Origin of the sequence: Methylobacterium sp. J-068 (assembly GCF_022829445.1) — a bacterium.
GTDB lineage: Bacteria > Pseudomonadota > Alphaproteobacteria > Rhizobiales > Beijerinckiaceae > Methylobacterium.
In genome coordinates this window covers 519,057-540,467 of sequence record NZ_JAKSXY010000122.1, presented here as the reverse complement: position 1 = coordinate 540,467, position 21,411 = coordinate 519,057, and the positions used below count along the sequence as shown (strand labels likewise).

The window sequence follows — 21,411 nt, the reverse complement described above, 5'->3', positions numbered from 1 at the left end:
CGTTGCCGCATCCGCCGGTTGATAGGTCCGCTGTCGGTCGCGGGCCGAAGCGATCGAGTTCGCCATCTTGGCGCCGAGGGCGTCGGCATCTGCTTTGGCCTCGTTGGCTCTGGGCCGGGTCACGCGACCCCTTGGCCAGCGCATGCAGGGCCTCGGCATCAAAATCCGAGCGCAGCGGCACAGGAGCAGCCATCGCATCCTCCTCGAGCTTCAAACCCGAAGACTGAGTCACAGCCCGCGCGGCACCGCGACTCGGCGTGAGGCCTGCTCAGCGAGTCTCGGTGGAAGGAGTTGCCTCGCCCAGAATTTTCTCGCGTAACCAAGTGCCGCCCCAGTGGCTGACATCTGTCGCGCTTCGCAGATAAAAAATTTGATCATCTGTCATCATATCCGGGTTGATGTACCAATCGAGGTGCCTGGCGGCATAAGGCGCATAAGTTCTCAAACCAGATCGTAAACGCTTGAATTCGGTCCCTTTTCTATACATACCGAAAGTGGTATCTATCAGCGCGTGCTGATATTGCAGGGGCCGACCATTCCAATTGCAAGACAACGGCGGTTTGTGCCAAAATTGCTCAAAATGTCTTTCTATGACCTTTTCTTTCAGAGGGTAAAAACTCGGCAGATCGTCGATACGCAACATGGGGCCAACAACTTCAATGTCCGGCATAGTTTCTAATAAATAGGCATATGCCTTGAATATATCTGCGTATCCGTCCCCATCTAGTTCAATATCAGGGTCGGTAACAACGTAATATGGCGCATCATTATTCGAATACCAGTCAGAAATAGCATAAGAAATATTATTCAGATCAGAACCTGAGAGAATTCTCTGGCTTGTGCGATAAATTTTATATCCTGAGTTCTCTAGCTCCAATAGATAATCGATGGTTGGCTGAAATGTCGAGCCAACGTCATAAAAGACAAGCTCTACATGAGTGCCGATTTTCTTATATGACGCTATGGATTGTTTCAAAACCTTCAGGCGATCACAAGTAAAAACGAAGATTGGAATTCGATCTTGCATTGCGAATACTCCGAAATAACCAAGTCGTAAGTTCGCTGGGCACTAGCTCGGGCCAAGCCTCGGTCGGGATCGTCTACACGCGATCCGTGTCGAAGACACCCGGCGCATTCATCGCCACCCTGTTCGAACCCTCCGAACAATCCGGAGAACCACCATGGACCTCTCGCCCATCGGCGAAGCCGTGCTCATCGCCCGTGAGGGGCGAAGGCTGCCCGTGACGCCCGCTGGTCGCTCGGCAATTGGCTGGCCACCTGGCTGATGACACCGTTCGACGGCCGACCCTGTCCGATCCGGACGGCAATATTCCAGACCCGTCCCCGAGCTGGCCGGGCCCACCGCGCAACCCCTGACATCGAGAGACCGACATGACCGACCGCACCGTCGAAGCGATCGCGCGCGCCTGCCATGAGGCGAACCGTGCCATCTGCGAAACCTACGCAGATCAATCGCAGACGCCGTGGAGCGAGGCCGAGGGCTGGCAGGGAGACAGTGCCGTAAAGGGGGTGCGTTTCGCCCTCACCACACGCCCAACTTGACCCTGACAGGGTACGAACTTCATAGCCCAAAACAGATGGGCGTCCCCTCGTGGAGACGCCCTCGCTGCGATTAGAAGAAGCGGCGCGGCGGTCCGTAACCACCGCCGTAGCCATACTCAGGCAGCGGGGGCGGCGGCGGGCGACGGTAGCCGTACCCATCACCCCAGTACGGCGGGGGACGCCGGTTCGGACGGCACTCACCCCAGGGGTTCGGATGCCAACCCGGCCCGCAGCCTCCAGCCACCAGTTCGATTCTCGGGCCGCCGTCGATCGAACCGAGCGAACCGGGCGCGATCGGCGCGGCGCTCACCGCTGTTACGGTACTGATGCTGCCCGCGAACACCGCAGCCATTCCAAGCACCTTCATGTGCTTCATGACAGGATCGTCCTCTATCAAGCCCGCCCGACCAATCGAGCGGCACACGTCAAGATTGATCCGCAGCCCGTGAATGGAGCCTGACGGAATCGTGGCACTCCGAAGGCCATGGTCGGCCCGGGGACACCGGGTCGTCCCATCGCTCCACGATGGAGGCTTACGTCTCAAACGCCCCGGTAGCGGACGGCTTGAAACACCCAGTCCGACCGGTCAGCATGCCTCCGGCGATCTCCTGGGGCGTGACCATGATCTACGACTGGGTGCACAGGCTGCGTCTCTGGCTCTGGCGGCGTCAGGAGAGAATGCTGGAACGCACCTACCGGCTGAAGCGAACGGACGGCGACTCCAGCGTCCCGAACGTCTCTGCAACGGCGGGATACGGCGCGGGTGCCGACGCTGGGGCTTACGCCGGCGCAGGCCTGGGCTACGCGAACACGAATATCGACTCGACGACCTGTTCCGTCAGCGGAACGTCCTGCTCGTCCGGTGGAGATGGCGGATCGTCGGGTGGGGGTGGCAACTAACCCCCGAGGGGCGATGGGGCGCCGTTCTGAAGGCGTCGTCGCATGCGGCCGATTGCGAGCCACACGGGCATGGCGTAGCAGTCGACCCGCCCGCAGGAGCGCCGTGGGTGTCGCGGCCGCTTCATGCGAAGCATCCCGCGTCGAACGCAACGTAAGCGCCCACCGTGACACAGCTTCGGCATCGAAGGTCATGAGCGTTGGCAGGTCCGAGGAAGGCTATGTCTGATATCGAGGGTGGACACCGCTCGCTGGAGGCGGGCCGGCAGGCGGAACGCCTCGGAGATCTGGCCGAAGCACGCCGATGCTGGCACAAGGCCGCCGAGGCCGCCTCGGGCGACGTGCCTCTTCAGCTTTTGGTCATCGAAGCGTTGGCCTCGGCGGGACTCCAGGGCGAGGCGGATACGATCCTCAGCCGCGCCCTCGCGCGTTTTCCGGACAACATCTGGATCGCGCGCCTGGCGCCCCTCGCCACCCAACGCAAGGGGGATTGGGAGGGCGCTCTCGTGCAATGGCGAGCGCTTGTCGAGACCTTCCCGCGTGAGGGGATCGCCTATATCGGTTTCGCCGAGGCGTTGCGGCATCTCGGACGACTGGAGGAAGCCGAGACGATGGCGCAGCAGGGCACATCGGGAGATCCCGGATTCCCTTGGCTCTACGACCTGCACGCGACGCTGGCCGAATCGCGCGGCGCCTGGGACGAGGCCGAGGCGCGCTGGCAAGTCATCAGGTCCCGCTTTCCTGAACACGGACGGAGCTATGCGAGCCTCGCCCGCATCAAGGCGCAGGCCGGGCAACTCGATCAGGTCGAAACCATCCTTCGCTCCGGCGTCGAGGCTTTGCCGAACGATGCCGAGCTGGTCTGCGCCCTGCTCTCGAACCTCGTCGACCAGGAAAAGGTCGAGGCGGCGGCCGACCTCATTCGGGACCGGGGAGCCGTCGCCGATCGGGACGACAGATTCTATCCGCTGATCGCCCGAGCCTTCGTGAAATTCGCGGCCCACCCTTCGGCGGACGCGTTCGTTCAGACGCTGCTTCGCCAGCCCTGGACCGTCGAGCGGCAATGGTTGCCCGCCATCGTGGGGCCCTTCGCCATCGCGTTGGCTCGGCAAGATCGGACCGCCGGACCCGCCGAGGAGCGGATCCGGCGCGTCTTGGCTTCGGACGAGAGGACCCGGGTCGAAGAGTACGTCGCGGTCTGGCTCAACTTCGATCGGATCACGGATGAGGATCGCCGCAGGGTCGTCGAGCGCCTGATCCGGGACGGTCAGGTCTCAGCCGTGCTCGCGCTCTCGCAGGACGCCGTTCAGAACGAAAACGACCTGTCGCGCTACGGCATCCGCGAGACGGTCGCGGAGGTCGTGCGAGATCTCTGCGACGCCGCCGATGACGGCCTTTCCGACGGAAGCGCCTTCGCACTCCTCGTCCTCAGCTTCAGGTTCCAGCCGAAATCGTTCCGGTCACTCCTCGAAAGGGTGCCGCCGGCCTTCGGCCCGGCGATCGAGCGATGGTTCCGGCCCATCGCGCGGCCCGTCGAGGCTCCGGCCCTGGTCCCCAAACGTCTGCGGATCGCCGTCTGCGTGTCGGGGCAGCTCCGGGGATACAGGGCCGCCCTGGCGACATGGGCAAAGCTCGGGCTCGACGCGCACGACGTGCATTACTTCGTCCACGCCTGGAAGGACGTCGGGCGAAAGTTGCCCGTCTCCCCCTCGTCCGGGAGTGGTTCGCCGAACCTCTTCGCGGCCTACAGCCGGTTCATGCACGAGATCGACAACGATCTGCTGCGCCGATGGTATCCGTCGTTCTTCTCGCAGGAACTCGTGACCGAAGCCGAGTTGTACGACCTCTACAAGGCCGACCGGGTCGTCGTGGACGACGATACGCTGCCGCCCTTCGCGGCGATGAACAACTCCGAGAAGATGCACTACAAGATCCACGCGGCTGGACGCTTGGCGCGCGAGGCCGGGGATTTCGACCTCGTCATCCGGATCAGGCCGGACAAAGAGGTTGCGGCATCAAACGCGGACTGGATCGACTTGCTCAGCTACTCTGAGAGAAACGATACGATCTTCGTCGATCGAGGAAAGGTTTCGGATGGGCACTTTAACCTTCTTATCGGCGATCAATTCGCATTCGGGACACAGCGCTTGATGCAGATCTACGAGGATACATACAATTTTCAGACGGAGAGTTGGGCCGTGCGGCGCCCCCTGTTTGGGCCGCCGCATCAGGCTCATATCAGTCTCGCACTAACGTGTTTCTACCAAGCGGTAGACGTCGAGGCAGCCGATACAATCCGCTTCGGGAGATTATTGGATGCCCAGGCGCGAAGCCCAGCTCTGCTACTGCAGGCGCTACAGCACGATATCGGACCGGTTCCGCGCAACCATGCGGACAGTGCCCTCCTCGCCGCGGCTCGTGCCGACGTCGCGGCGCTTGGTGCATCAATGCGCTGAGGTCCGGTTGGCTTCGCGGCCGACCGGACTTCAAAGCGAGGCTGCATATCCGCATCCAATGTCGTGCTACCGCTAGCCTAATCCCGCCGAAGCGTCACGCCATGGCTACGAGACTGGGTGCGCGCAAAGCCAATTCCAATGCGCGACCCGTGTTCCCCGGTCCCCGGCACGCTCAGGAGTTCGCGTCCGGCCGGCGTGATGAACCGGCCTGCGTCCCCTTAGCTGTGCCCCGTCCCAGCGGCGCCTGTCGCTCTGTGACACAGCCGCGTTCGATCAAGGCGGCCATGGCGGACGGATGGGCTGAGAGGCGAAGCCCGCGCGGGTGGAGGGCGACGGCCCGGAGCGCTTGAAGGGCGCGGCCCCGGATCGGTGGGCCACCCGTCGTCAAGTTCTCAGACATGGCACCGGGATAGGACGCTGCGGGCCCGCGTCACGTCCCGAGGCGAGGACGTTTGAGGTTCGGAACGGAATTGAATTTTTTCAATGGTTCAGGCTTGAAGGGGTGTTGGCCGGCGCGGAAGCTAACACTTCCCGTTTGCCGAGGGGCCAAACCCATTTTGTGCACCCGAGTTGAAACCGAAAACCGGAGTTTCAACTCGGGCCGGAAAAAGTGGTGCCGGTTGCGGGACTTGAACTCGCGACCTACCGCTTACAAGGCGGTTGCTCTACCAGCTGAGCTAAACCGGCGCGCTCCGACTGCGCTACCAGCGCCGTTCGTCCCGCGCAAGCCTGTCCGCGCGGCTTCCCGCGCGGCGGCTCAGGCGACGCGGCGCGTGTCGGCAAAGGTGCGGCCATCGGCGAAGCGGTAGCTCACCGCCTCGGTCAGGCGGCCGCTGGCGCGGACCTGGATCGCCTGCGGGCACACGAGGCCGTGCTGGCGCTCGACGGCCTCCGCGACCGTCATCGGCGCGTCGCGCCCGCCCCCGTGCTGGCGCCACCACTGCACCGCCTTCTCGCGCGGATAGCCCGCCTGCTCGAGGCCGAGGACGATCCTGTGCGTCCGGTGTCCGGTCAGCAGAAAGTCGACCGTCAGATCGTCGGGCAGGCCCGGGCGGGGCTGGCGCGCGAAGCGCCAGTCGAGGACGTCCTGCCAATCCGGGACCGTGCCCGAGAGGATCGGGTGCGCGTCGTCCGCCGCCGCCTCGTGGCTCGGCTCGGATTCCTCCGCCTCCGGCTCGACCCAGCAGGCCTCGCAGGTGCTGGCGTTGAGGGCGATCAGGGCGCCGCAGCCGGGGCAGGGCTTGGCCCGCACCATGTCCTCGCGGCCCCGGATCGCGGCGGCGCTGCGGGCCGTGACGATGTCGACGGGGCCGTGCATCCGGACGAGGCCGGCATAGTCCAGGATCAGCGCGTCGCGCTTGCCCGGCGCCCGCCGCAGGGCCCGGCCGACCTGCTGCACGTAGAGGCCGGTGCTCTGGGTGGGGCGCAGCAGGGCGACGAGGTCGACCTCGGGCACGTTGAAGCCGGTGGCGAGCACGCCGACCGAGGTCAGGCAGCGCACCCGGCCCGCCCGGAAATCGCGCACGATGCGGTCGCGCGCCCGCTTCGGGGTCTCGCCCGAGAGGGTCTCGCAGGAATACCCCTCGGCCCGGATCGCGTCGCGCACGGCCGTCGCGTGGGCGATGCCGGCGCAGAAGGCGAGCCAGGCGCGACGGCCGCTGCCGTAGCCCACCATCTCCTCCACCGCCGCGCGGGTGATCCAGTCCTGGTTGACGGCCGCCTCGAGCGCGCCCGGGATGTAGTCGCCCCCGCGCCGGGGCACGTGGCTGACGTCGAGGGCGGTGGCGGTGGCCTTGGAGATCAGCGGCGCGAGGTAGCCCTGATAGATCAGGTCGCCGACATTGGCCTCGTACACGATGGCGTCGAACAGGCGGCCCTGGCCCTCGTCGAGGCGGCCGCTGTCGAGGCGGTAGGGCGTGGCGGTGAGGCCGACCACGCGCAGATCCGGGCACGCCGCCCGGAGCGCGGCGAGGAAGCGGCCGTAGCGGGTCTCGGCGTCGCGGGGGATCAGGTGCGCCTCGTCCACCACGACGAGGTCGAAGGGCGCGAGGTCCTGCGTCCGGTTCCAGATCGACTGGACGCCGCAGAACAGCACCTGTGCGCCCCCGTCTCGGCGTCCGAGCCCGGCGGAATAGATGCCGGCCGGCGCCTCGGGCCAGAGCGCGAGGAGTTCGTGGTGGTTCTGGGCGATCAGTTCGCGGGTATGGGTGACGACGGCGACGCGGTGGTTCGGGTGCTCCGCCAGGATCTCGCGCACCAGGGCGGCGATGACCAGGGACTTGCCGGCCCCCGTGGGCAGCACGATCAGGCCGGCACCCTGGCCGCGCATCCAGGCGGAACGGAGCGCGTCGAGGCTGGCGCGTTGGTAGGGGCGAAGTTCCATCGGCCGGGCTTCTAGCGCCGGCGCCCGCCGCTGTCCGTGTCCATTCTGCCGCGCACCGTGCCGTCCCCGAAACGCGGCACGCCCCGCGTGCCGAGGCGCACGGGGCGTGAGGACGTCAGTCGGTCGACCGGCGCGGAAACCGTGCCGGCCGATCGCGGGACCGGATCAGCAATTGTCGGCGCTGCCACCCTTCACGACCTGACCCTCGGCGGGCTTCTTCTCGCCCGGGGCCGGCTGCGTGTTCGCGCCCACGTTGTTCATGGCGCCGACGGTGCCGGGGGTCTCGCCCTTGGCGCCCGGGGTCACCTTCGCGTCGGACTTGCCGTCCACCATCGACGACTTGTCGTTCGAGGCGGACTTGTCCTTCATGCTGCTGGTCGTCCCCGTCGCGCAGGGGGCCGCGAACGCGGTGGTCGCCGTCAGCATCAGGGCGGCGGTGGCAAGGCCGAGATTTCGAATGGTCATGTTTCCTCCAGAAACGTTTGTTCTGGAGCCCAACCCGGTTCTCGGACAGTCGTTCCGTCGATCGACAGGCAAAAGTGGCAGAATAAATCCGGCGGAGCGGCAACCCCGCCGGAGAATCGTCGGTGGTTTTGCGGCGTCAGGCCGCCGCCAGCGCCGCGGCCATCTTCTGCGCGAAGGCGACGGGATCGCGCGGTGTGTCGCCATCCTGCACGCGGGCGAGGTCGAGGAGCGTGCCGGCGGCGTCGGCGATGTCCTCCTGCGCCTCGACCCTGGCGCTCAGCGCGCGGATCAGCGGGTGGCGCGGGTTGATCTCCAGCACCGGCATGCCGCCGCCGCCACGTCCCGCCCGGCGGAGCAGGCGCTGCATCTGCAGGTCGGGCCCATGGCCGGAGGCGGCGAGCACGACGGCGCTCTCCACGAGGCGGTCGGTGGCGCGGACATCCGAGACGTCCGGGCCGAGCGTCGTCTTGAGGGCCGCGACGAGGGCCTCGACGGAGGCCGGTGCCGCCTCGTCCTCGGGCGAAGCGCCCGCGAATTTCGAGAGGTCGACCGAGCCTTGCGTGACGGAGCGCAGGGGCTTGTCCTCGAACCGGGCCAGCGCCTCGGGCCAGAACGCGTCCACGTGGTCGGAGAGCAGGAGCACCTCGACGCCCCGAGCCCGGAATCCTTCGAGCTGGGGCGAGCGCTTGAGCGCGTCGACGTCGTCGGCCACGAGGTAGTAGATCGCCTCCTGGCCGTCCTTCATGCGGGCGACGTAGTCCGGCAGCGACGTCCAGCCCTCGACGGCCGAGGAGTGGAAGCGCAGCAGGGGCGCGATCTCGGACCGGCGCTCGTGGTCCTCGTAGATGCCCTCCTTGAGGACGGGCCCGAAATTCTCCCAGAACGGCCGGTAGCCCTCGGCGTCCTTGGCCCGGTTGGTGAGCTCGCTCAGCACCCGGCCGGTGACGGCGCGGCGGATCCTGGTGAGCACCGGGGTCGCCTGCAGCATCTCGCGCGAGACGTTGAGGGGCAGGTCCTCGGTGTCGACCACGCCCTGGACGAAGCGCAGCCACGAGGGGAGAAGCTCGGCCTCGTCCGTGATGAACATGCGCCGCACGTGCAGGCGCACCTTGCTGGCGCGCTCGCCCTCCACCGCCTGGAACGGCTTCATGCCGGGCACGAACAGCAGGGCCGAGAATTCGAGCGCGCCCTCCGCGCGCCAGTGCAGGGTGGCCCAAGGTTCGTCGAAGTTCATGCCGACATGGCGGTAGAACTCCGTGTACTGCTCCGGGGTGACCTCGGACTTCGCCTTGCGCCACAGGGCGGTGCCCTGGTTGGCGTTCTCTTCCTTGCCGTCCTCGCCCTGGATCGCGATCGGCACCGTGATGTGGTCGGCCCATTTGCGCACGACGTGGTCGAGCCGGTAGCTCTCCAGGTACTCGTCGGCGTCCGCCTTGAGGTGGAGCACGATGTCGGTGCCGGGCTCGGCGCGCGTGGCGGGCTCCAGGGTGTAGCTGCCCTGGCCCTCGGAGGCCCAGGTCCAGGCCTCCTCCGCGCCGGCGCGGCGCGAGGTGACGGTGACCCGGTCGGCGACCATGAAGGCCGAGTAGAAGCCGACGCCGAACTGGCCGATCAGGCTCGGCTTGTCCTCGGGCTTGGCGTCGCCGAGGCTTTGGCTGAAGGCGCGGGTGCCCGAGCGCGCGATGGTGCCGAGGTTCTGGGCCAGCTCCGCCTTGGTCATGCCGATGCCGGCATCCGAGAGGGTGAGGGTCCGGGCCGCCTTGTCCGGGACGATGCGGACCTTGGCGTCGGGCGGCAGCGCGGAGGCCTGATCGGTCAGCGCCTCGAAGCGGCGCCGGTCCATGGCGTCGGCGGCGTTGGCCACCAGTTCGCGCAGGAAGATCTCACGGTCGGAATAGAGCGCGTGGACCACGAGGTCCAACAGGCGCCCGACCTCGGCACCGAACTCGTGCCGCTCCACGGTGTCGCTCAAGGGATCGCCTCCGGATGGGGATTAAGGGTCGTATCGAGCGCGGATATGCCGTCCCGACCCCGGAAATTCAATGCCGGTCAAGGTTCGGCCAGGCGGCGCGCGGCCCGCCCGGGGGGAGGGGCGTCCCTGGAGCCCCGCCTCAGGTCTTCGTCGCAGGGCCGGACGCAACCTTGGGGCATCTCGGGCGTAGCCGTGACTTCACGCAACCCGTGCCCGGAGCAGACCCCGATGGAACCGATGAAACCGATGGCCCCCATGAAGCCGATGGAACCCATGAAGCCGATGAAGGCGCCGGAGCCGTGGTGGCCGCAGGAACTCGGCCAGCCCTCGACGAGCGGCGGCCAGAACGACATGCGCTACGCGTTCTTTCCCGACAAGCAGCGGCTGCTGGTCGAGGCGGAGGGCAAGCTCACCACCTACGACAGCGGCGCGCACCGGATCAGCGGCGTCTCGCAATCGAACGGACGCGCGCCGACCTTCTCGAGCCAGGACGGCGACGTGAACGTGAACGACCTCAAGGTCGTCGGCTGACCGGGGAGCCGCGCGCCGCCCCGCCGCGCCGGCCCCGCCTCAGGCCACGGCGCGCGAGGCGCCGTTCGGCCCCGCCGACCAGCGCTCCAGCACCGCCGGCACGTCGCGGGCGGGGCCGGGCTTGGCGAAGTAGTAGCCCTGACCCTCGTCGCAGCCCTCGTAGCGCAGGCGGTCGAACTGCGCCTCGGTCTCGATGCCCTCGGCGGTGGTCCGCATCCCGAGGCTGAGCCCGAGGCCGATGACGGCGCGCACGATCAGCCCGGAATCCGTCTTGCTCGTGATGTCGCGCACGAAGGACTGGTCGATCTTGATCTTGTCGAAGGGGAAGCTGCGCAGGTAGCTGAGGGACGAGTAGCCGGTTCCGAAATCGTCCATCGCGATCCGCACGCCCATCCGGCGCAGGGCGTAGAGGGTCGCGAGCGTCGCGATGTTGTCCTTCAGGAGCACCGATTCGGTGATCTCCAGTTCCAGGCGGCCGGGCGGCAGGCGGCTCTGGACCAGGGCCTGTCGCACCGCCTCGACGATGACCTCGTCGCGGAACTGCACGGCCGAGACGTTCACCGCCACCTTGATGCCGTCGGGCCAGCGCATCGCCTCGGTGCAGGCGGTGACGAGGCACCACGTGCCGAGGGGCACGATGAGGCCGATCTCCTCGGCCACCGCGATGAATTCGCCGGGCGGCACGAGGCCGCGCACCGGGTGGCGCCAGCGGACCAGCGCCTCGAAGCCGCCGATCCGCCGGCCCCGGAAGTCGTAGATCGGTTGGTAGTGGAGTTCGAACTCCTCGCGGGTCAGGGCCTCGCGCAGGTCGAGTTCGAGGGCCCGGCGCGTCTGGAGGCTGATGTCCATCTCCGCCTCGAAGAAGCGCCAGGTGCCGCGCCCGTCCGCCTTGGCGCGGTAGAGCGCCACATCGGCGTTCTTCAGGAGCTTCTCGCAGGAGGTGCCGTCGCCGGGCGCGAAGCAGATGCCGATGCTGACCCCGACGCTGGCGCGGTGCCCGTCGAGATCGTAGGGCGCGCTGACGACCTCCACGATCCGCCGCGCGAGCCCGGCGGCGTCCTGCGGCCGCTCGGTCTCCGTGAGGATGATGGCGAACTCGTCGCCGCCGAGGCGCGCCACGGTGTCGACCTCGCGCACGCAGGCGCGCAGCCGGTCGGCCACCGCGCGCAGAAGCGCGTCGCCCACCGGATGGCCGAGGGTGTCGTTGACCTCCTTGAAGCGGTCGAGGTCGAGGCAGAGCACCGAGAAGGGGCTGCCGCGCCCGAGCTGGGCGACCGCGTCCTCGATGCGCTCGCCGAACATCGCCCGGTTCGGCAGTCCGGTGAGGACGTCGTGGCGGGCCATGAAGGCGATGCGGGCATCGGCCTCCCGGCGCTCGGTCACGTCCTCGAAGGTCGCCACCAGGCCGCCGCCCCGCACCGCCTTGTGCGAGACCGCCACCACGCGGCCGTCGGTGAGGTGCAGGAAATCGGAATCGGTCGGCCGGCCCGAGGCCGTCTCGGCCAGGGCCAGCGCGAAGGCGTCTGGCTCGGCGTGCGGGTACTCGGTGCAGGCGGCACCCAGGGCCGCGACGGCATGATAGGGCAGGCCGAGGGGCAGCGCCTCCGGGCCGAGGCCGAAGATCTCGCAATAGCGCCGGTTGACCACCGTGAGCCGGCCGGCGGCGTCGAACAGGCAGAGGCCCTGGGACATGTTGTCGAGGGCGGTGTCGAGGCGCAGGTTCGTGGATTGGAGCGTCGCTTCCTGCTGCTTGAGCAGGGTGATGTCGCTGCAGACCGCGATGAAGCCGCCGCTGCGCGTCGCGTTACGGCTGATTCGGAGCCAGCGGCCGTCCTCGAGGCGCAGCTCGCTGCGCTCCTCCGTGGCGTCGATGAGCGCCCGGGCGAGGCTGCCCGGACCGGCGGCGTCCCGCGCGAGGCCCGCGATGGCGCTGCCGGCCGGCAGGGTGCCGGCGGGAAAGCCGAGGTAATCGTCCGCCTGGCTGTTGGTGAGGGTGACGCGGCCGGCCTCGTCGACCACGACGATGCCCTCGCGGGAGGTTTCGAGGGCGTCGGCGAGCTGGTCCTCGGCCGAGATGCGCTGCGCGACCTCCCGCTCCATGGCGTGCCGGATGTTGTCCCGCATGACGCCCATGGCGGCCAGCAGCGTGCCGACCTCGTCGCCGCCGGCCGTCGGCATCGTGCCGCCGAGATCGCCGGCCGCGATGCGGGCGGCCGCCTGCGAGGCTTCGGCCAGCGGCCGCATGATGCGGCGCGCGAGGCCGAACGCCACGATGCCGGAGAGGAGCACGGCGAAGAGGGTGCCGAACAGGTTGAGCCGCGTCTCGCGGGCGACGATGGCCCGCGCCTGCTGGCGGTAGATGAAGCCGTCGCCGGCCGTGTAGTTGATGAAGAGGTCGAAGTTCTCCTCCGCGGCGGCGGCATGCCGGTCGAGCACCGCGTAGGCGGCCGCGTCCCGATGCGTCTCGGACAGCCTGGAGCGGGCCGCGTTCCAGGCCGCGACGGCCTGCTCGGCCGCCCGCGCCGCCCCGGTGGCACGGTCCGACTGGGCGCGCTCGACGGCGATCTCGAGATCCTCCGCGAGGAGGCGCTCCAGGCTGGCGAAGCGCTCGTCGAGGAGGGCCCGGGCCGCCGGATCGGCGGCCAGCCCGCGCCGCGCCTCGACGGTCCGCATCCCGGCGAAGTCGGTGGCGGCCGCGCGGGCGTAGTTGATCGACATCAGCGACCGGTCGAAGGTCTGGCTGACGAGTTCGTCCGCCCGGCGGATGCTCGAGGCCGCCGACAGGCCAAGCGCGCCGGTGATCGCACTCATCACCAGGAACGCGATCACGATCCGGCCCCGGATCGTGCCGAGCATCGCACCGACCGTGTCGGCCGCGCGTCGGCGCGGGCGCATGGGGATCGGTGTTTCGGGAGATGTCATCAAGCCTGTCCCGTCCAACGATAGGCCGCAGAATGACAGGAAGATGTTAAGGTGCTCTTGAGATATCCGCGCCTTAGATTTCAGCCTTAACAGGTGCTTCATCTCGGCATGGGATGCTTGTGATGTCGAAGAAATCAAGCCGGGCGCGGGGCTCGATGTCAGTGTCTACATCCAAGCGTCATCCTTCCCGGCATCGCTTCACGAGCGAGAAAACGATGCGGAGATTGTCTCTCGCGGCCTTCATCTTCGGCGCCGTCGGCGCGGTCACGGGCGGCATCGCCCTGGCGGCCATCGGGCCGCCGACCCTGCACGTGTCCCAGAAGGGGCGGGCGTTCCAGCCGAACGCCGTTCTCCTGCCGCGCGGCGCCTCCGTCGAGATCGTCAACGACGACGGCGACCTGCTGCACCACGTCTACGTCGATTCCCCCGAATTCAGCTTCGATTCCGGGGATCTGAAGCCCGGCAGCCGGACCCTGGTGACCTTCACGGTGGGAGGCACCTTCGCGGTCCTGTGCGGCATTCACCCCAAGATGAAGCTCGCCGTCCGCGTCGAGGGCCGCTGAGCCTGCGGATGCGTGTCCCTTGGCGCGTGACGTCAGGTCCCGCCTAAGAGACGTTCGGTTCCTGGAAAACGAAAAGGCCCCGCCCGGGAGAGGCGGAGCCCTTCGGCCGCGATGCGGGGCCGCCCGTCAGAGCATGGTCGTGCCCTGGAGCACGGCGTGGGCGCCGTAATACAGCCCGATGAAGGCGGCGAGCGCGGCGCCGTAGCCGACCGGCGTCAGGACCAGGTTGCGCAGGCGGTAGGGCGCCGCGGCGTTGTCGGCGGCGATCGCCACCATGGCGACGATGATCGGCGCGTGACCGATGGCGTCGACCTTGCCGAACTCGAAGATCGCCGAGACGAAGGTGGCGGCGAGCAGGATCGCGGCGATGCGGCGGACCAGCGGCGTGCAGATCAGCGCGAAGGCGAGGACGAACTCCACGGCGCCGGCCGCCTTCATGAAGAACTCGCCGGAAAAGCCGAGCGTCATCGCCGGATGCTCGACGAAGAGCGGGAACGACCATTGCGGGTAGGCCCACTTCTCGACGGAGGCCCACATCAGCGTGACGGCGGCCGTGTAGCGCACCACGTCGAGGGGGCGGATGCCGCCCGGCAGCGAGCGGCCGAGGCCGGTCAGCGCGATATAGGCCGCGACTCCGAGGAAGACCGGGTAGTCGGCGAGGTGGAAGGCGCCGTATTCCCGCACGGCCGTGGCGAACAGCACCACGATGCCGAGGGCCGAGAGCGGCATGGTCCGGCGCCACAGGAAGCCCGTCGCGATGGCGAGCTGAAACCAGGGCAGGACGGCGTTGGCCGTCTTCAGCTCGGGGGTGAGGATGATGCCGCCGAGGGTCCAGAGCGAGACGAAGAACGCGCCGCAGACCGCGCGGAACAGCAATTCCGTGTTCTCGCGGGCCCAGGCCGTGGTCCGATCGAGGGACCGGATCAGCGCTGCCCCCAGCACGGTCCCCTCGAGCAGGCCGCCCACCACGAGGGCGAGCACGGAGAGGCCGATCAGTTTCTCGAAATCCGCGCACAGGACGTCGCCGAGGCCGCGCGGCGCGCCGACGAGGTCGTAGGCGCAGAACCACTTCACGTGGGCCGTCGCGGCGGTGGAGCCCGCGAGCGTGAGCAGAGCCGCCGTCACCATGGCGGTGGGACGGGGGAGCCAAAACCTTCCGGATTGCATGGGGGGCCTTGTCATCAGCGTCGGCGATCGGGGACTTGCCGGCCCGATGAAAACTACGCGCATTGGCGCGTATTCGGAAGGAAGTTGTTAACGGAACTTGCCAAATGGTTAACTCGATCGGATCGGCGAACGCTTCCGGGGAGGGCGACGTGGAAAGGGCCGGGGCGGCCGGCAGTCTTCGTCGGATGCACGACTGTCCGGTAACGATTCGATGACGGTGCCATCCGAAAGCCATCGCTCGGCGATGGTTCGCTAACCTCGGGGGGACTACGAGGACAGCATCCGAAGCATTTCACCCGAGGGCCCGATGATCGCGACCCTGAGCCTGTCGAGCCTGATGGTGGGGACCGGCCTGTCCTACGCCGCCCTGCGCACGCCGAGCCGGGCCGAGGCCCTCGAACTCTGGTCCGGGCGCCTGCTCCTCACCGGCCTCGGACTCCTCGGAGCCAGCCTGCCGCTGTTCCGGTGAGGGGCGGTCAGCCGGCGCTCAGTTCAGGCGCGGCTGGCCCGGCACATCCGCCGTCAGGGTCTTCAGGAAGGTGATGAGGTCGCGCTTCTCGGCGTCCGTCAGGCCGAGCGGCCGGATCGCGGGTGACCGGCTCGGCCGCGCGATGCCGCCGCGATCGTAGAGGTCGATCACCTGCTCCAGGCTGCTCAGCGAGCCGTCGTGCATGTAGGGGCCGCGCTCGGCGACGTCGCGCAGGGTCGGAGTCTTGAAGGCGTAGCGCAACTGCTCGGAATTCGTGAAGAACGCGGCGCGGCCGATATCGTCACCGGTGCCGACCCCGATGTCGTGGAAGGACCCGTCCGTGAAGGTCCAGCCGGAATGGCAGGCGGCGCACTGGCCGCGGCCGTTGAAGACCGCGAAGCCCGCCTTGGCGCGGGCGTCGATGGCGGTCTCGTCGCCCAGGACCCAGCGGTCGAAGGGGGACTGGCCCGAGACGATGGAGCGCTGGTAGGTGGCGAGCGCGCGTTCCACGTTCCGACGGCTGACCGCCGCGTCCTCGCCGGACCCGGTCCGCTCCGGAAAGGCTTGCGAGAAGTCCCGCACGTAGGTGGGGTCCCGCTCCAGCCGCGCCAGGAGCGTGCGCTCGGGCAGGTTCATCGCGCTGGCGCTGGTGATCGGCGTGAAGGCCACGGCCTCGAGGTCGCGGAACTTGCCGTCCCATCCGAGGATCGGGTTCTGGGCCACGTCGAGGAGCGTCGGCGTGCGCAGCTTCATCGCCGCGCCGGTCTCGCCGATGCCCCGTGGCCGGCCGTCGCTCCAGGATTGCGAAGGGTTGTGGCAGCTGGCACAGGTCATGGTGCCCGCGCCCGACAGGACCGGATCGAAGAACAGGCGCCGGCCGAGCTCGGCCTTGGCCGGGCTGTAGGGGTTGTCCGCCGGATGGGCGATCGTCTCGTCGCGCCGGTAGGCGTCCCGCGCGGCCGCCAGCTCGGCCTGCGACGTGGGCGACGCCACCGGAGCCGGCTCGCCGGCACGCGTAGGATGGCGGCTGATTTCCGCGGTCACGACGGCGAGCAGAGCCGCGCCGGCGAGCGCGCTACTGATCCGTCTGCGCATCGCGATCTCCTGATCCTTTCAGCGCTAGGTCCGAACCCGTTAACGAAGTCTCACGCGACGATCGGATGTTCATGTGCCGCATCCGGATCGGGAGAACGTCTGGCGCGCTCCTTGCTTAGGCCGCCCCAGCCAGCGATGGCTGCGAATCCCGCCAGCGGTGCCGGATTTCGCATCGCTTCAGGACGAGAGACTCGGAATGACCAAATACAAACTCGAGTATATATGGCTCGACGGCTACACTCCGGTGCCGAATCTTCGCGGCAAGACCCAGATCAAGGAATTCGACGCGTTCCCGACCCTCGAGCAGCTTCCGCTGTGGGGGTTCGATGGCAGCTCGACGATGCAGGCCGAGGGCGGCAGCTCCGACTGCATGCTCAAGCCGGTGCGCCACTTCCCCGATTCCACGCGCAAGAACGGCGTTCTGGTGATGTGCGAAGTGATGATGCCGGACGGCGTCACGCCCCACGCCTCCAACAAGCGCGCCACCATCCTCGACGATGACGGCGCCTGGTTCGGCTTCGAGCAGGAGTACTTCTTCTACAAGGACGGCCGCCCGCTCGGCTTCCCCGCCTCCGGTTACCCGGCGCCGCAGGGCCCGTATTATTGCGGCGTCGGCTACAAGGAAGTCGGCAGCATCGCCCGCAAGATCGTCGAGGAGCACCTCGACCTCTGCCTCGACGCCGGCATCAACCACGAGGGCATCAACGCCGAGGTGGCCAAGGGCCAGTGGGAATTCCAGATCTTCGGCAAGGGCTCCAAGAAGGCCGCCGACGAGATGTGGGTCGCCCGCTACCTGCTCCAGCGCCTCTGCGAAAAGTACGAGATCGACGTCGAGTACCATTGCAAGCCGCTGGGCGCGACCGACTGGAACGGCTCGGGCATGCATGCCAACTTCTCGACCGAGCACCTGCGCACCGTCGGCGGCAAGGCGTATTTCGAGGCGCTGATGGCGGCGTTCAAGGAGAACCTCGACGACCACATCGCCGTCTACGGTCCCGACAACCACATGCGCCTCACCGGCAAGCACGAGACCGCCGCCATCGACCAGTTCAGCTACGGCGTGGCCGATCGCGGCGCTTCGATCCGCGTGCCGCACAGCTTCGTCAACAACGAGTACAAGGGCTACCTGGAAGACCGCCGTCCCAACAGCCAGGGGGACCCCTACCAGATCGCCTCGCAGATCTTGAAGACCATCGCCTCGGTTCCCACCGCCGGTGAGGCCCAGGCCGCCGCCTAAATCTTAGGCGAATTATTGGGCATTCTGCCTCGTTCGACATCAGAGCCTGCCGCATCACCGCGGCAGGCTCTTCTGTTTGCGCGTTTGCCGGGCGTCGATCAGGCGGATCGGGGCGTGGCGTCGAAATCAGCGGCGAAGCGCGCGCCGGGGCGGGCCATGCAGCGGTCGATCCAGGCGTCGAGGACCGGGTCGCCCGGCTTGCCGAACCAGGCATAGGGCGAGTGGAGCAGCAGGTCCGCCGCCGTGAACCGGTCGCCGAACAGGAAGGGGCCTTCCGCCAGGGCTTCGCGCAGGCGCTGGCGCAGCGCCTCACCGTCCCGGAAGGTCGCCGCGAGGGCGGGATGCGCGAGCCCGGCGGCCTCGAACACCATCACCGGCTCGACCACGCCCGCGTACCACGCGAACCAGCCGAGATAGGCCCCGCGTTGGGGATGCCCCGGCGGAATGGTGAGGCCCGCCTCCGGGAACAGGTCGGCGAGGTGGAGCATGATCGCGCTGCTCTCCCGGACCGCAACGCCGTCATGGACCAGGAACGGGACCTTGCCCTCCGGGTGAGGATTGCGCGGGTCGCGCCCGCCCGAGCCGTCCCGGCGCGGGATGGTGACCCGCTCGATCGCCACCGCGTCCAGCGCATCGAGTTCATGGAGGAGGGCGACGACGCGGGTCGAGCGGCTCTGGGGCGCGTGATAGAGGGTAAGCATGGGGCGGCTCCGCTTGGCGGTTTCGACACCCCCGCTTATACGGGAGCCCAACTGCCACTTTCCGTCAGTTGCGCGATGCCCCGCACGGACCGCCTGTTTCGCCTGCTCCAGGCCCTGCGCATGCTGCCGGCGCCGGTGACGGCCGCGCGGCTCGCCGAGGAGACGGGCGTCTCGCCGCGCTCGCTCTACCGCGACATCGACAGCCTGCGGGCGGCCGGAGCCCGGATCGAGGGCGAGCGCGGCTACGGCTACCGCCTGATCGAGGACGGGGCGCTGCCGCCGCAGGTCTTCGACCGGATCGAGATCGAGGCGCTGGTGCTCGGTCTCTCGGAGGTGCGGCACATGGGGGACCCGGCCCTGGCGCGGGCGGCCGATGCGGTGCTCGCCAAGGTGGCGGCCACGCTGCCGGACGCGAGCCAGCAGCACCTGCTCCACGCCGTCTCCCGGGTCCGACGCTCCGAGGCGCGCTTCGCGCCCGCCATCGGCCTGGCGACGATCCGGGAGGGCTGCTGGCGCGAGGAGGCGGTGACGATCCGCTACGCCGACAAGGAGGACCGCGTCACCGAGCGCACGATCTGGCCCCTCGCGATCGTCTATCTCGACAGCAAGCTCGTGGTCCTGGCCTGGTGCTGCCTGCGCGAGGCGCACCGGATGTTCCGCGCCGACCGGATCGCCGCCGCCGAGACCGCCGGCACCAGCTTCCGGCCGAAGCGCGTCGCCCTGCTGCGGGCCTACCTCGCCGCGCTGGCGCAAGGGGCCTCCGCCGGACCGGCGGCCTGATCGGCCTCACGCGCCGAAGATCGACCAGCCGAGGCGCTTCGTCAGCATCTCCAGGGCGATGCGGCCGAGATGCGAGTTGCCCGAGGCGTCGAGGCCGGGGGCCCAGACCGCGATCGAGGCCTTGTCCGGCGCGATCGCCAGGATGCCGCCGCCGACGCCGCTCTTGCCCGGCAGGCCGACCCGGTAGGCGAATTCCCCCGAGCCGTCGTAGTGGCCACAGGTCAGCATCACCGCGTTGATGCGCCGGGCCCGCTCGGGCGAGACCACCGAGTGGCCGGTGGCGGGGTTGCGCCCCGAATGGGCGAGGAAGCGCCCCGCCATGGCGAGCTGCCGGCACGACATGCTGATCGCGCAGTGGTGGAAGTAGACGCCGAGGGTGAAGTCCACGGGATTGTCGAGCACGCCGAAGGACTTCATGTAATTGGCCAGCGCCACGTTGCGAAAGCCCGTGCGCAGCTCGGAGGCGGCCACCGCCTCGTCGATGGTGATCGTCGAATCCTGCGCCAGGAACTGCATGAAGCGCAGGATCTCGCCCAGCGCCTCGCGCGGCTGGTGGCCCGAGAGGATCAGGTCCGTGACCGCGATGGCGCCCGCGTTGATGAACGGGTTGCGCGGGATGCCACGCTCGCGCTCCAGCTGGACGATGGAGTTGAAGGGACTGCCCGAGGGCTCGCGTCCCACCCGGCGCCAGAGCCGGTCGCCCGCCATGCCGAGGGCCAGGGTCAGGGTGAACACCTTCGAGATGCTCTGGATCGAGAAGGCCACGTCGCTGTCGCCGCCCGCCGCCACGTGCCCGTCCGCGTCGATCACCACGAGGCCGAAGGCGTTTCCGTCGACCCGCGCGAGTTCCGGGATGTAGGTCGCCACCTCGCCCCGGTCCGTCCGGTCCCGCATCTCGTCGGCGATCTCCCGGACGACGTGGTCGAGATCGGGCACGCTCAGGCTCATCGGGGCTGTGGCTCGGACAGGAGGGATCGGTGCGCGGCCCCGCGCGCAAGGGGCGGGCCATTCCGGGATCAGGCACGGGCGCGGCCTCGGGGACAAGGGGCGGCCCCGTCGCACGGTACGCCTTCGCTCCGAATCGCGCCCTTACTGTTCAGCTTCGCGACAGGATGTCCGAAATATAGGATTTCAACGGTCGCGCTTGTTCGTGGATTGGTCTTTGTAACCAATCGTTTCTGGATCGTTGAATTGGGTCTTTCGCCTGCATTTCGCGGCTTAAGATCAGATGAATGCTTTTTTCAGAGGTCGTTAAATCGGTCGTCGCTAGCACCTCTGACGAAATGACGGCGCTCCGGAGATTCCGGCCCCGGCCGTCGAGCGATGAGCAGCGATGACCATTGATTCGAACGACCCGAACCTCAGCGCCGATCCGGGCGAAACCGCGTCCGCCACGGCCGCCTCCGCCATCCTGGCGACGGCCGGCTCCGCGCCGGCCCGGGTCCGTGGGCGGGCGGATCGCGAGCCGATGGGGGACGAGGCCGCCGGCATGTCGCCGGAGGCCCGCCGCCGCATCGGGCGCAACCTGCGCCTGCTGTACGCGGAGGTCCTGAACCAGCCGCTTCCCGAACGCTTCGGCGCCCTTCTCGCCGATCTGGCGGCCCGCAGCGAGACGCGAGGTTCCTCATGACGAACGCGATGCAAGCCCCGGTCGGCACCCCGTGCGGCGCCGACGACGAGATGCGCGGGCTCCTGCTCGGCGCGATCCCGGCCCTGCGCGCCTTCGCGTTCTCGCTGACCTACGACCTCGATCGCAGCGACGACCTCGTGCAGGACACCCTGGTGCGCGCCTGGACCAAGGCCGACAGTTTCACGCGGGGCACCAACCTCACCGCGTGGCTGTTCACGATCCTGCGCAACCTGTTCTATTCGGAGCAGCGCAAGCGCAAGCGCGAGGTGGAGGATGCCGACGGCGTCCTGGCCGGGCGCCTGACGAGCCTGCCCGAACAGGAGATCCGGGTGGAGATGCGGGAATTCCAGGCGGCCCTGGACGACCTCCCCTTGAGCCAGCGCGAGGCCCTGGTGCTCGTCGGCGCCCAGAACTTCACCTATGAGGAGGCGGCGGAGATCTGCGGCGTCGCCGTGGGCACGATGAAGAGCCGGGTCAGCCGCGCGCGCGGCCGGCTCATCGAGACCCTGGGCATGAACGGCACCGACGATATCGGCGCCGATGCGGTCACGCGCGCGGCCCTCGGGGCGCCGCCCTGAGG

19 protein-coding genes and 1 tRNA gene are annotated in these 21,411 nt (G+C 68.2%); 9 read left to right on the top strand and 11 right to left on the bottom strand.

All coding sequences use genetic code 11. The annotated features are described in order from the left end of the window. Positions 1–268: 268 nt before the first annotated feature. Positions 269–1,027, bottom strand: coding sequence for a hypothetical protein (locus MKK54_RS22835; protein WP_244014557.1), 759 nt, complete (start codon positions 1,025–1,027; stop codon positions 269–271). Between the two features lie 365 nt (positions 1,028–1,392). Between MKK54_RS22835 and MKK54_RS22830 the strand changes: the two genes are divergently transcribed. Beyond that, entirely contained in the window at positions 1,393–1,563 is a 171-nt protein-coding gene (locus MKK54_RS22830; RefSeq protein WP_244014555.1) for a hypothetical protein, read from the top strand. A gap of 70 nt (positions 1,564–1,633) precedes the next feature. On the opposite strand, the gene MKK54_RS22825 is transcribed toward MKK54_RS22830, so the two are convergent. Continuing rightward, positions 1,634–1,939 (bottom strand): GCG_CRPN prefix-to-repeats domain-containing protein, encoded by a 306-nt coding sequence (locus MKK54_RS22825; RefSeq protein WP_244014553.1) that lies wholly within the window; start codon positions 1,937–1,939, stop codon positions 1,634–1,636. 742 nt (positions 1,940–2,681) lie between these two features. Between MKK54_RS22825 and MKK54_RS22820 the strand changes: the two genes are divergently transcribed. Beyond that, positions 2,682–4,916, top strand: coding sequence for a hypothetical protein (locus tag MKK54_RS22820; protein ID WP_244014550.1), 2,235 nt, complete (start codon positions 2,682–2,684; stop codon positions 4,914–4,916). 611 nt (positions 4,917–5,527) lie between these two features. On the opposite strand, the gene MKK54_RS22815 is transcribed toward MKK54_RS22820, so the two are convergent. The 4 genes from MKK54_RS22815 to htpG form a co-directional block, all read right to left on the bottom strand. Next, positions 5,528–5,603: transfer RNA gene (locus MKK54_RS22815), tRNA-Thr, on the bottom strand. Positions 5,604–5,673: 70 nt separating this feature from the next. Next, positions 5,674–7,299, bottom strand: a complete 1,626-nt coding sequence (locus MKK54_RS22810; protein ID WP_244014548.1) for a DEAD/DEAH box helicase — start codon at positions 7,297–7,299, stop codon at positions 5,674–5,676. Between the two features lie 165 nt (positions 7,300–7,464). After that, entirely contained in the window at positions 7,465–7,764 is a 300-nt protein-coding gene (locus tag MKK54_RS22805; protein ID WP_244014546.1) for a hypothetical protein, read from the bottom strand. 136 nt (positions 7,765–7,900) lie between these two features. Next, positions 7,901–9,736 (bottom strand): molecular chaperone HtpG, encoded by a 1,836-nt coding sequence (htpG, locus tag MKK54_RS22800; protein ID WP_244014544.1) that lies wholly within the window; start codon positions 9,734–9,736, stop codon positions 7,901–7,903. A gap of 228 nt (positions 9,737–9,964) precedes the next feature. Between htpG and MKK54_RS22795 the strand changes: the two genes are divergently transcribed. After that, positions 9,965–10,267, top strand: coding sequence for a hypothetical protein (locus tag MKK54_RS22795; RefSeq protein WP_244014542.1), 303 nt, complete (start codon positions 9,965–9,967; stop codon positions 10,265–10,267). A gap of 39 nt (positions 10,268–10,306) precedes the next feature. Here the strand turns inward: MKK54_RS22795 and MKK54_RS22790 are convergent, their stop codons facing one another. After that, positions 10,307–13,189, bottom strand: coding sequence for an EAL domain-containing protein (locus MKK54_RS22790; protein ID WP_244014540.1), 2,883 nt, complete (start codon positions 13,187–13,189; stop codon positions 10,307–10,309). A gap of 215 nt (positions 13,190–13,404) precedes the next feature. Here MKK54_RS22790 and MKK54_RS22785 point away from each other — a divergent pair, with 215 nt between their 5' ends. Further along, positions 13,405–13,752: a hypothetical protein gene (locus MKK54_RS22785; RefSeq protein ID WP_244014537.1), complete on the top strand. Its 348-nt coding sequence runs from the start codon at positions 13,405–13,407 to the stop codon at positions 13,750–13,752. Positions 13,753–13,878: 126 nt separating this feature from the next. On the opposite strand, the gene MKK54_RS22780 is transcribed toward MKK54_RS22785, so the two are convergent. Next, positions 13,879–14,880 (bottom strand): hypothetical protein, encoded by a 1,002-nt coding sequence (locus tag MKK54_RS22780; protein ID WP_244014535.1) that lies wholly within the window; start codon positions 14,878–14,880, stop codon positions 13,879–13,881. A gap of 346 nt (positions 14,881–15,226) precedes the next feature. Here MKK54_RS22780 and MKK54_RS22775 point away from each other — a divergent pair, with 346 nt between their 5' ends. Further along, positions 15,227–15,388, top strand: coding sequence for a hypothetical protein (locus MKK54_RS22775; RefSeq protein WP_244014533.1), 162 nt, complete (start codon positions 15,227–15,229; stop codon positions 15,386–15,388). 18 nt (positions 15,389–15,406) lie between these two features. On the opposite strand, the gene MKK54_RS22770 is transcribed toward MKK54_RS22775, so the two are convergent. Then, positions 15,407–16,483, bottom strand: coding sequence for a cytochrome-c peroxidase (locus tag MKK54_RS22770; RefSeq protein WP_244014531.1), 1,077 nt, complete (start codon positions 16,481–16,483; stop codon positions 15,407–15,409). A gap of 196 nt (positions 16,484–16,679) precedes the next feature. Between MKK54_RS22770 and MKK54_RS22765 the strand changes: the two genes are divergently transcribed. Beyond that, positions 16,680–17,720: a glutamine synthetase beta-grasp domain-containing protein gene (locus tag MKK54_RS22765; RefSeq protein ID WP_244014529.1), complete on the top strand. Its 1,041-nt coding sequence runs from the start codon at positions 16,680–16,682 to the stop codon at positions 17,718–17,720. A 98-nt stretch (positions 17,721–17,818) separates the two neighbouring features. Here the strand turns inward: MKK54_RS22765 and MKK54_RS22760 are convergent, their stop codons facing one another. Continuing rightward, positions 17,819–18,421 carry a glutathione S-transferase family protein gene (locus MKK54_RS22760; protein ID WP_244014527.1) on the bottom strand — a complete coding sequence of 201 codons (603 nt, stop codon included), beginning with the start codon at positions 18,419–18,421 and terminating at the stop codon, positions 17,819–17,821. A gap of 75 nt (positions 18,422–18,496) precedes the next feature. Here MKK54_RS22760 and MKK54_RS22755 point away from each other — a divergent pair, with 75 nt between their 5' ends. Then, on the top strand, positions 18,497–19,201 hold the full coding sequence (locus MKK54_RS22755; protein WP_244014525.1) for a helix-turn-helix transcriptional regulator: 705 nt from the start codon (positions 18,497–18,499) through the stop codon (positions 19,199–19,201). A gap of 6 nt (positions 19,202–19,207) precedes the next feature. Here MKK54_RS22755 and MKK54_RS22750 read toward each other — a convergent pair whose 3' ends face one another. Next, positions 19,208–20,149: a glutaminase gene (locus tag MKK54_RS22750; protein ID WP_244014523.1), complete on the bottom strand. Its 942-nt coding sequence runs from the start codon at positions 20,147–20,149 to the stop codon at positions 19,208–19,210. 385 nt (positions 20,150–20,534) lie between these two features. Here MKK54_RS22750 and MKK54_RS22745 point away from each other — a divergent pair, with 385 nt between their 5' ends. Further along, positions 20,535–20,831, top strand: coding sequence for a NepR family anti-sigma factor (locus MKK54_RS22745; protein WP_244014521.1), 297 nt, complete (start codon positions 20,535–20,537; stop codon positions 20,829–20,831). Then, the gene (locus MKK54_RS22740) at positions 20,828–21,409 is read left to right on the top strand and encodes a sigma-70 family RNA polymerase sigma factor (protein WP_244014519.1); all 582 of its coding nucleotides are present in this window, start codon (positions 20,828–20,830) and stop codon (positions 21,407–21,409) included. Before MKK54_RS22745 ends, MKK54_RS22740 begins: the two co-directional genes overlap by 4 nt. Positions 21,410–21,411 lie beyond the last annotated feature (2 nt).

What these genes read in the sequence shown, in the direction of transcription:
- MKK54_RS22750 (WP_244014523.1), bottom strand. Translation starts at nt 20,149, where the DNA reads ATGAGCCTGAGCGTGCCCGATCTCGACCACGTCGTCCGGGAGATCGCC.
- MKK54_RS22810 (WP_244014548.1), bottom strand. Translation starts at nt 7,299, where the DNA reads ATGGAACTTCGCCCCTACCAACGCGCCAGCCTCGACGCGCTCCGTTCC.
- MKK54_RS22755 (WP_244014525.1), top strand. Translation starts at nt 18,497, where the DNA reads ATGCCCCGCACGGACCGCCTGTTTCGCCTGCTCCAGGCCCTGCGCATG.
- MKK54_RS22790 (WP_244014540.1), bottom strand. Translation starts at nt 13,189, where the DNA reads ATGACATCTCCCGAAACACCGATCCCCATGCGCCCGCGCCGACGCGCG.
- MKK54_RS22795 (WP_244014542.1), top strand. Translation starts at nt 9,965, where the DNA reads ATGGAACCGATGAAACCGATGGCCCCCATGAAGCCGATGGAACCCATG.
- MKK54_RS22770 (WP_244014531.1), bottom strand. Translation starts at nt 16,483, where the DNA reads ATGCGCAGACGGATCAGTAGCGCGCTCGCCGGCGCGGCTCTGCTCGCC.
- MKK54_RS22835 (WP_244014557.1), bottom strand. Translation starts at nt 1,027, where the DNA reads ATGCAAGATCGAATTCCAATCTTCGTTTTTACTTGTGATCGCCTGAAG.
- MKK54_RS22775 (WP_244014533.1), top strand. Translation starts at nt 15,227, where the DNA reads ATGATCGCGACCCTGAGCCTGTCGAGCCTGATGGTGGGGACCGGCCTG.
- MKK54_RS22745 (WP_244014521.1), top strand. Translation starts at nt 20,535, where the DNA reads ATGACCATTGATTCGAACGACCCGAACCTCAGCGCCGATCCGGGCGAA.
- MKK54_RS22760 (WP_244014527.1), bottom strand. Translation starts at nt 18,421, where the DNA reads ATGCTTACCCTCTATCACGCGCCCCAGAGCCGCTCGACCCGCGTCGTC.
- MKK54_RS22825 (WP_244014553.1), bottom strand. Translation starts at nt 1,939, where the DNA reads ATGAAGCACATGAAGGTGCTTGGAATGGCTGCGGTGTTCGCGGGCAGC.
- MKK54_RS22765 (WP_244014529.1), top strand. Translation starts at nt 16,680, where the DNA reads ATGACCAAATACAAACTCGAGTATATATGGCTCGACGGCTACACTCCG.
- MKK54_RS22785 (WP_244014537.1), top strand. Translation starts at nt 13,405, where the DNA reads ATGCGGAGATTGTCTCTCGCGGCCTTCATCTTCGGCGCCGTCGGCGCG.
- MKK54_RS22780 (WP_244014535.1), bottom strand. Translation starts at nt 14,880, where the DNA reads ATGGTGACGGCGGCTCTGCTCACGCTCGCGGGCTCCACCGCCGCGACG.
- MKK54_RS22830 (WP_244014555.1), top strand. Translation starts at nt 1,393, where the DNA reads ATGACCGACCGCACCGTCGAAGCGATCGCGCGCGCCTGCCATGAGGCG.
- MKK54_RS22820 (WP_244014550.1), top strand. Translation starts at nt 2,682, where the DNA reads ATGTCTGATATCGAGGGTGGACACCGCTCGCTGGAGGCGGGCCGGCAG.
- MKK54_RS22805 (WP_244014546.1), bottom strand. Translation starts at nt 7,764, where the DNA reads ATGACCATTCGAAATCTCGGCCTTGCCACCGCCGCCCTGATGCTGACG.
- MKK54_RS22740 (WP_244014519.1), top strand. Translation starts at nt 20,828, where the DNA reads ATGACGAACGCGATGCAAGCCCCGGTCGGCACCCCGTGCGGCGCCGAC.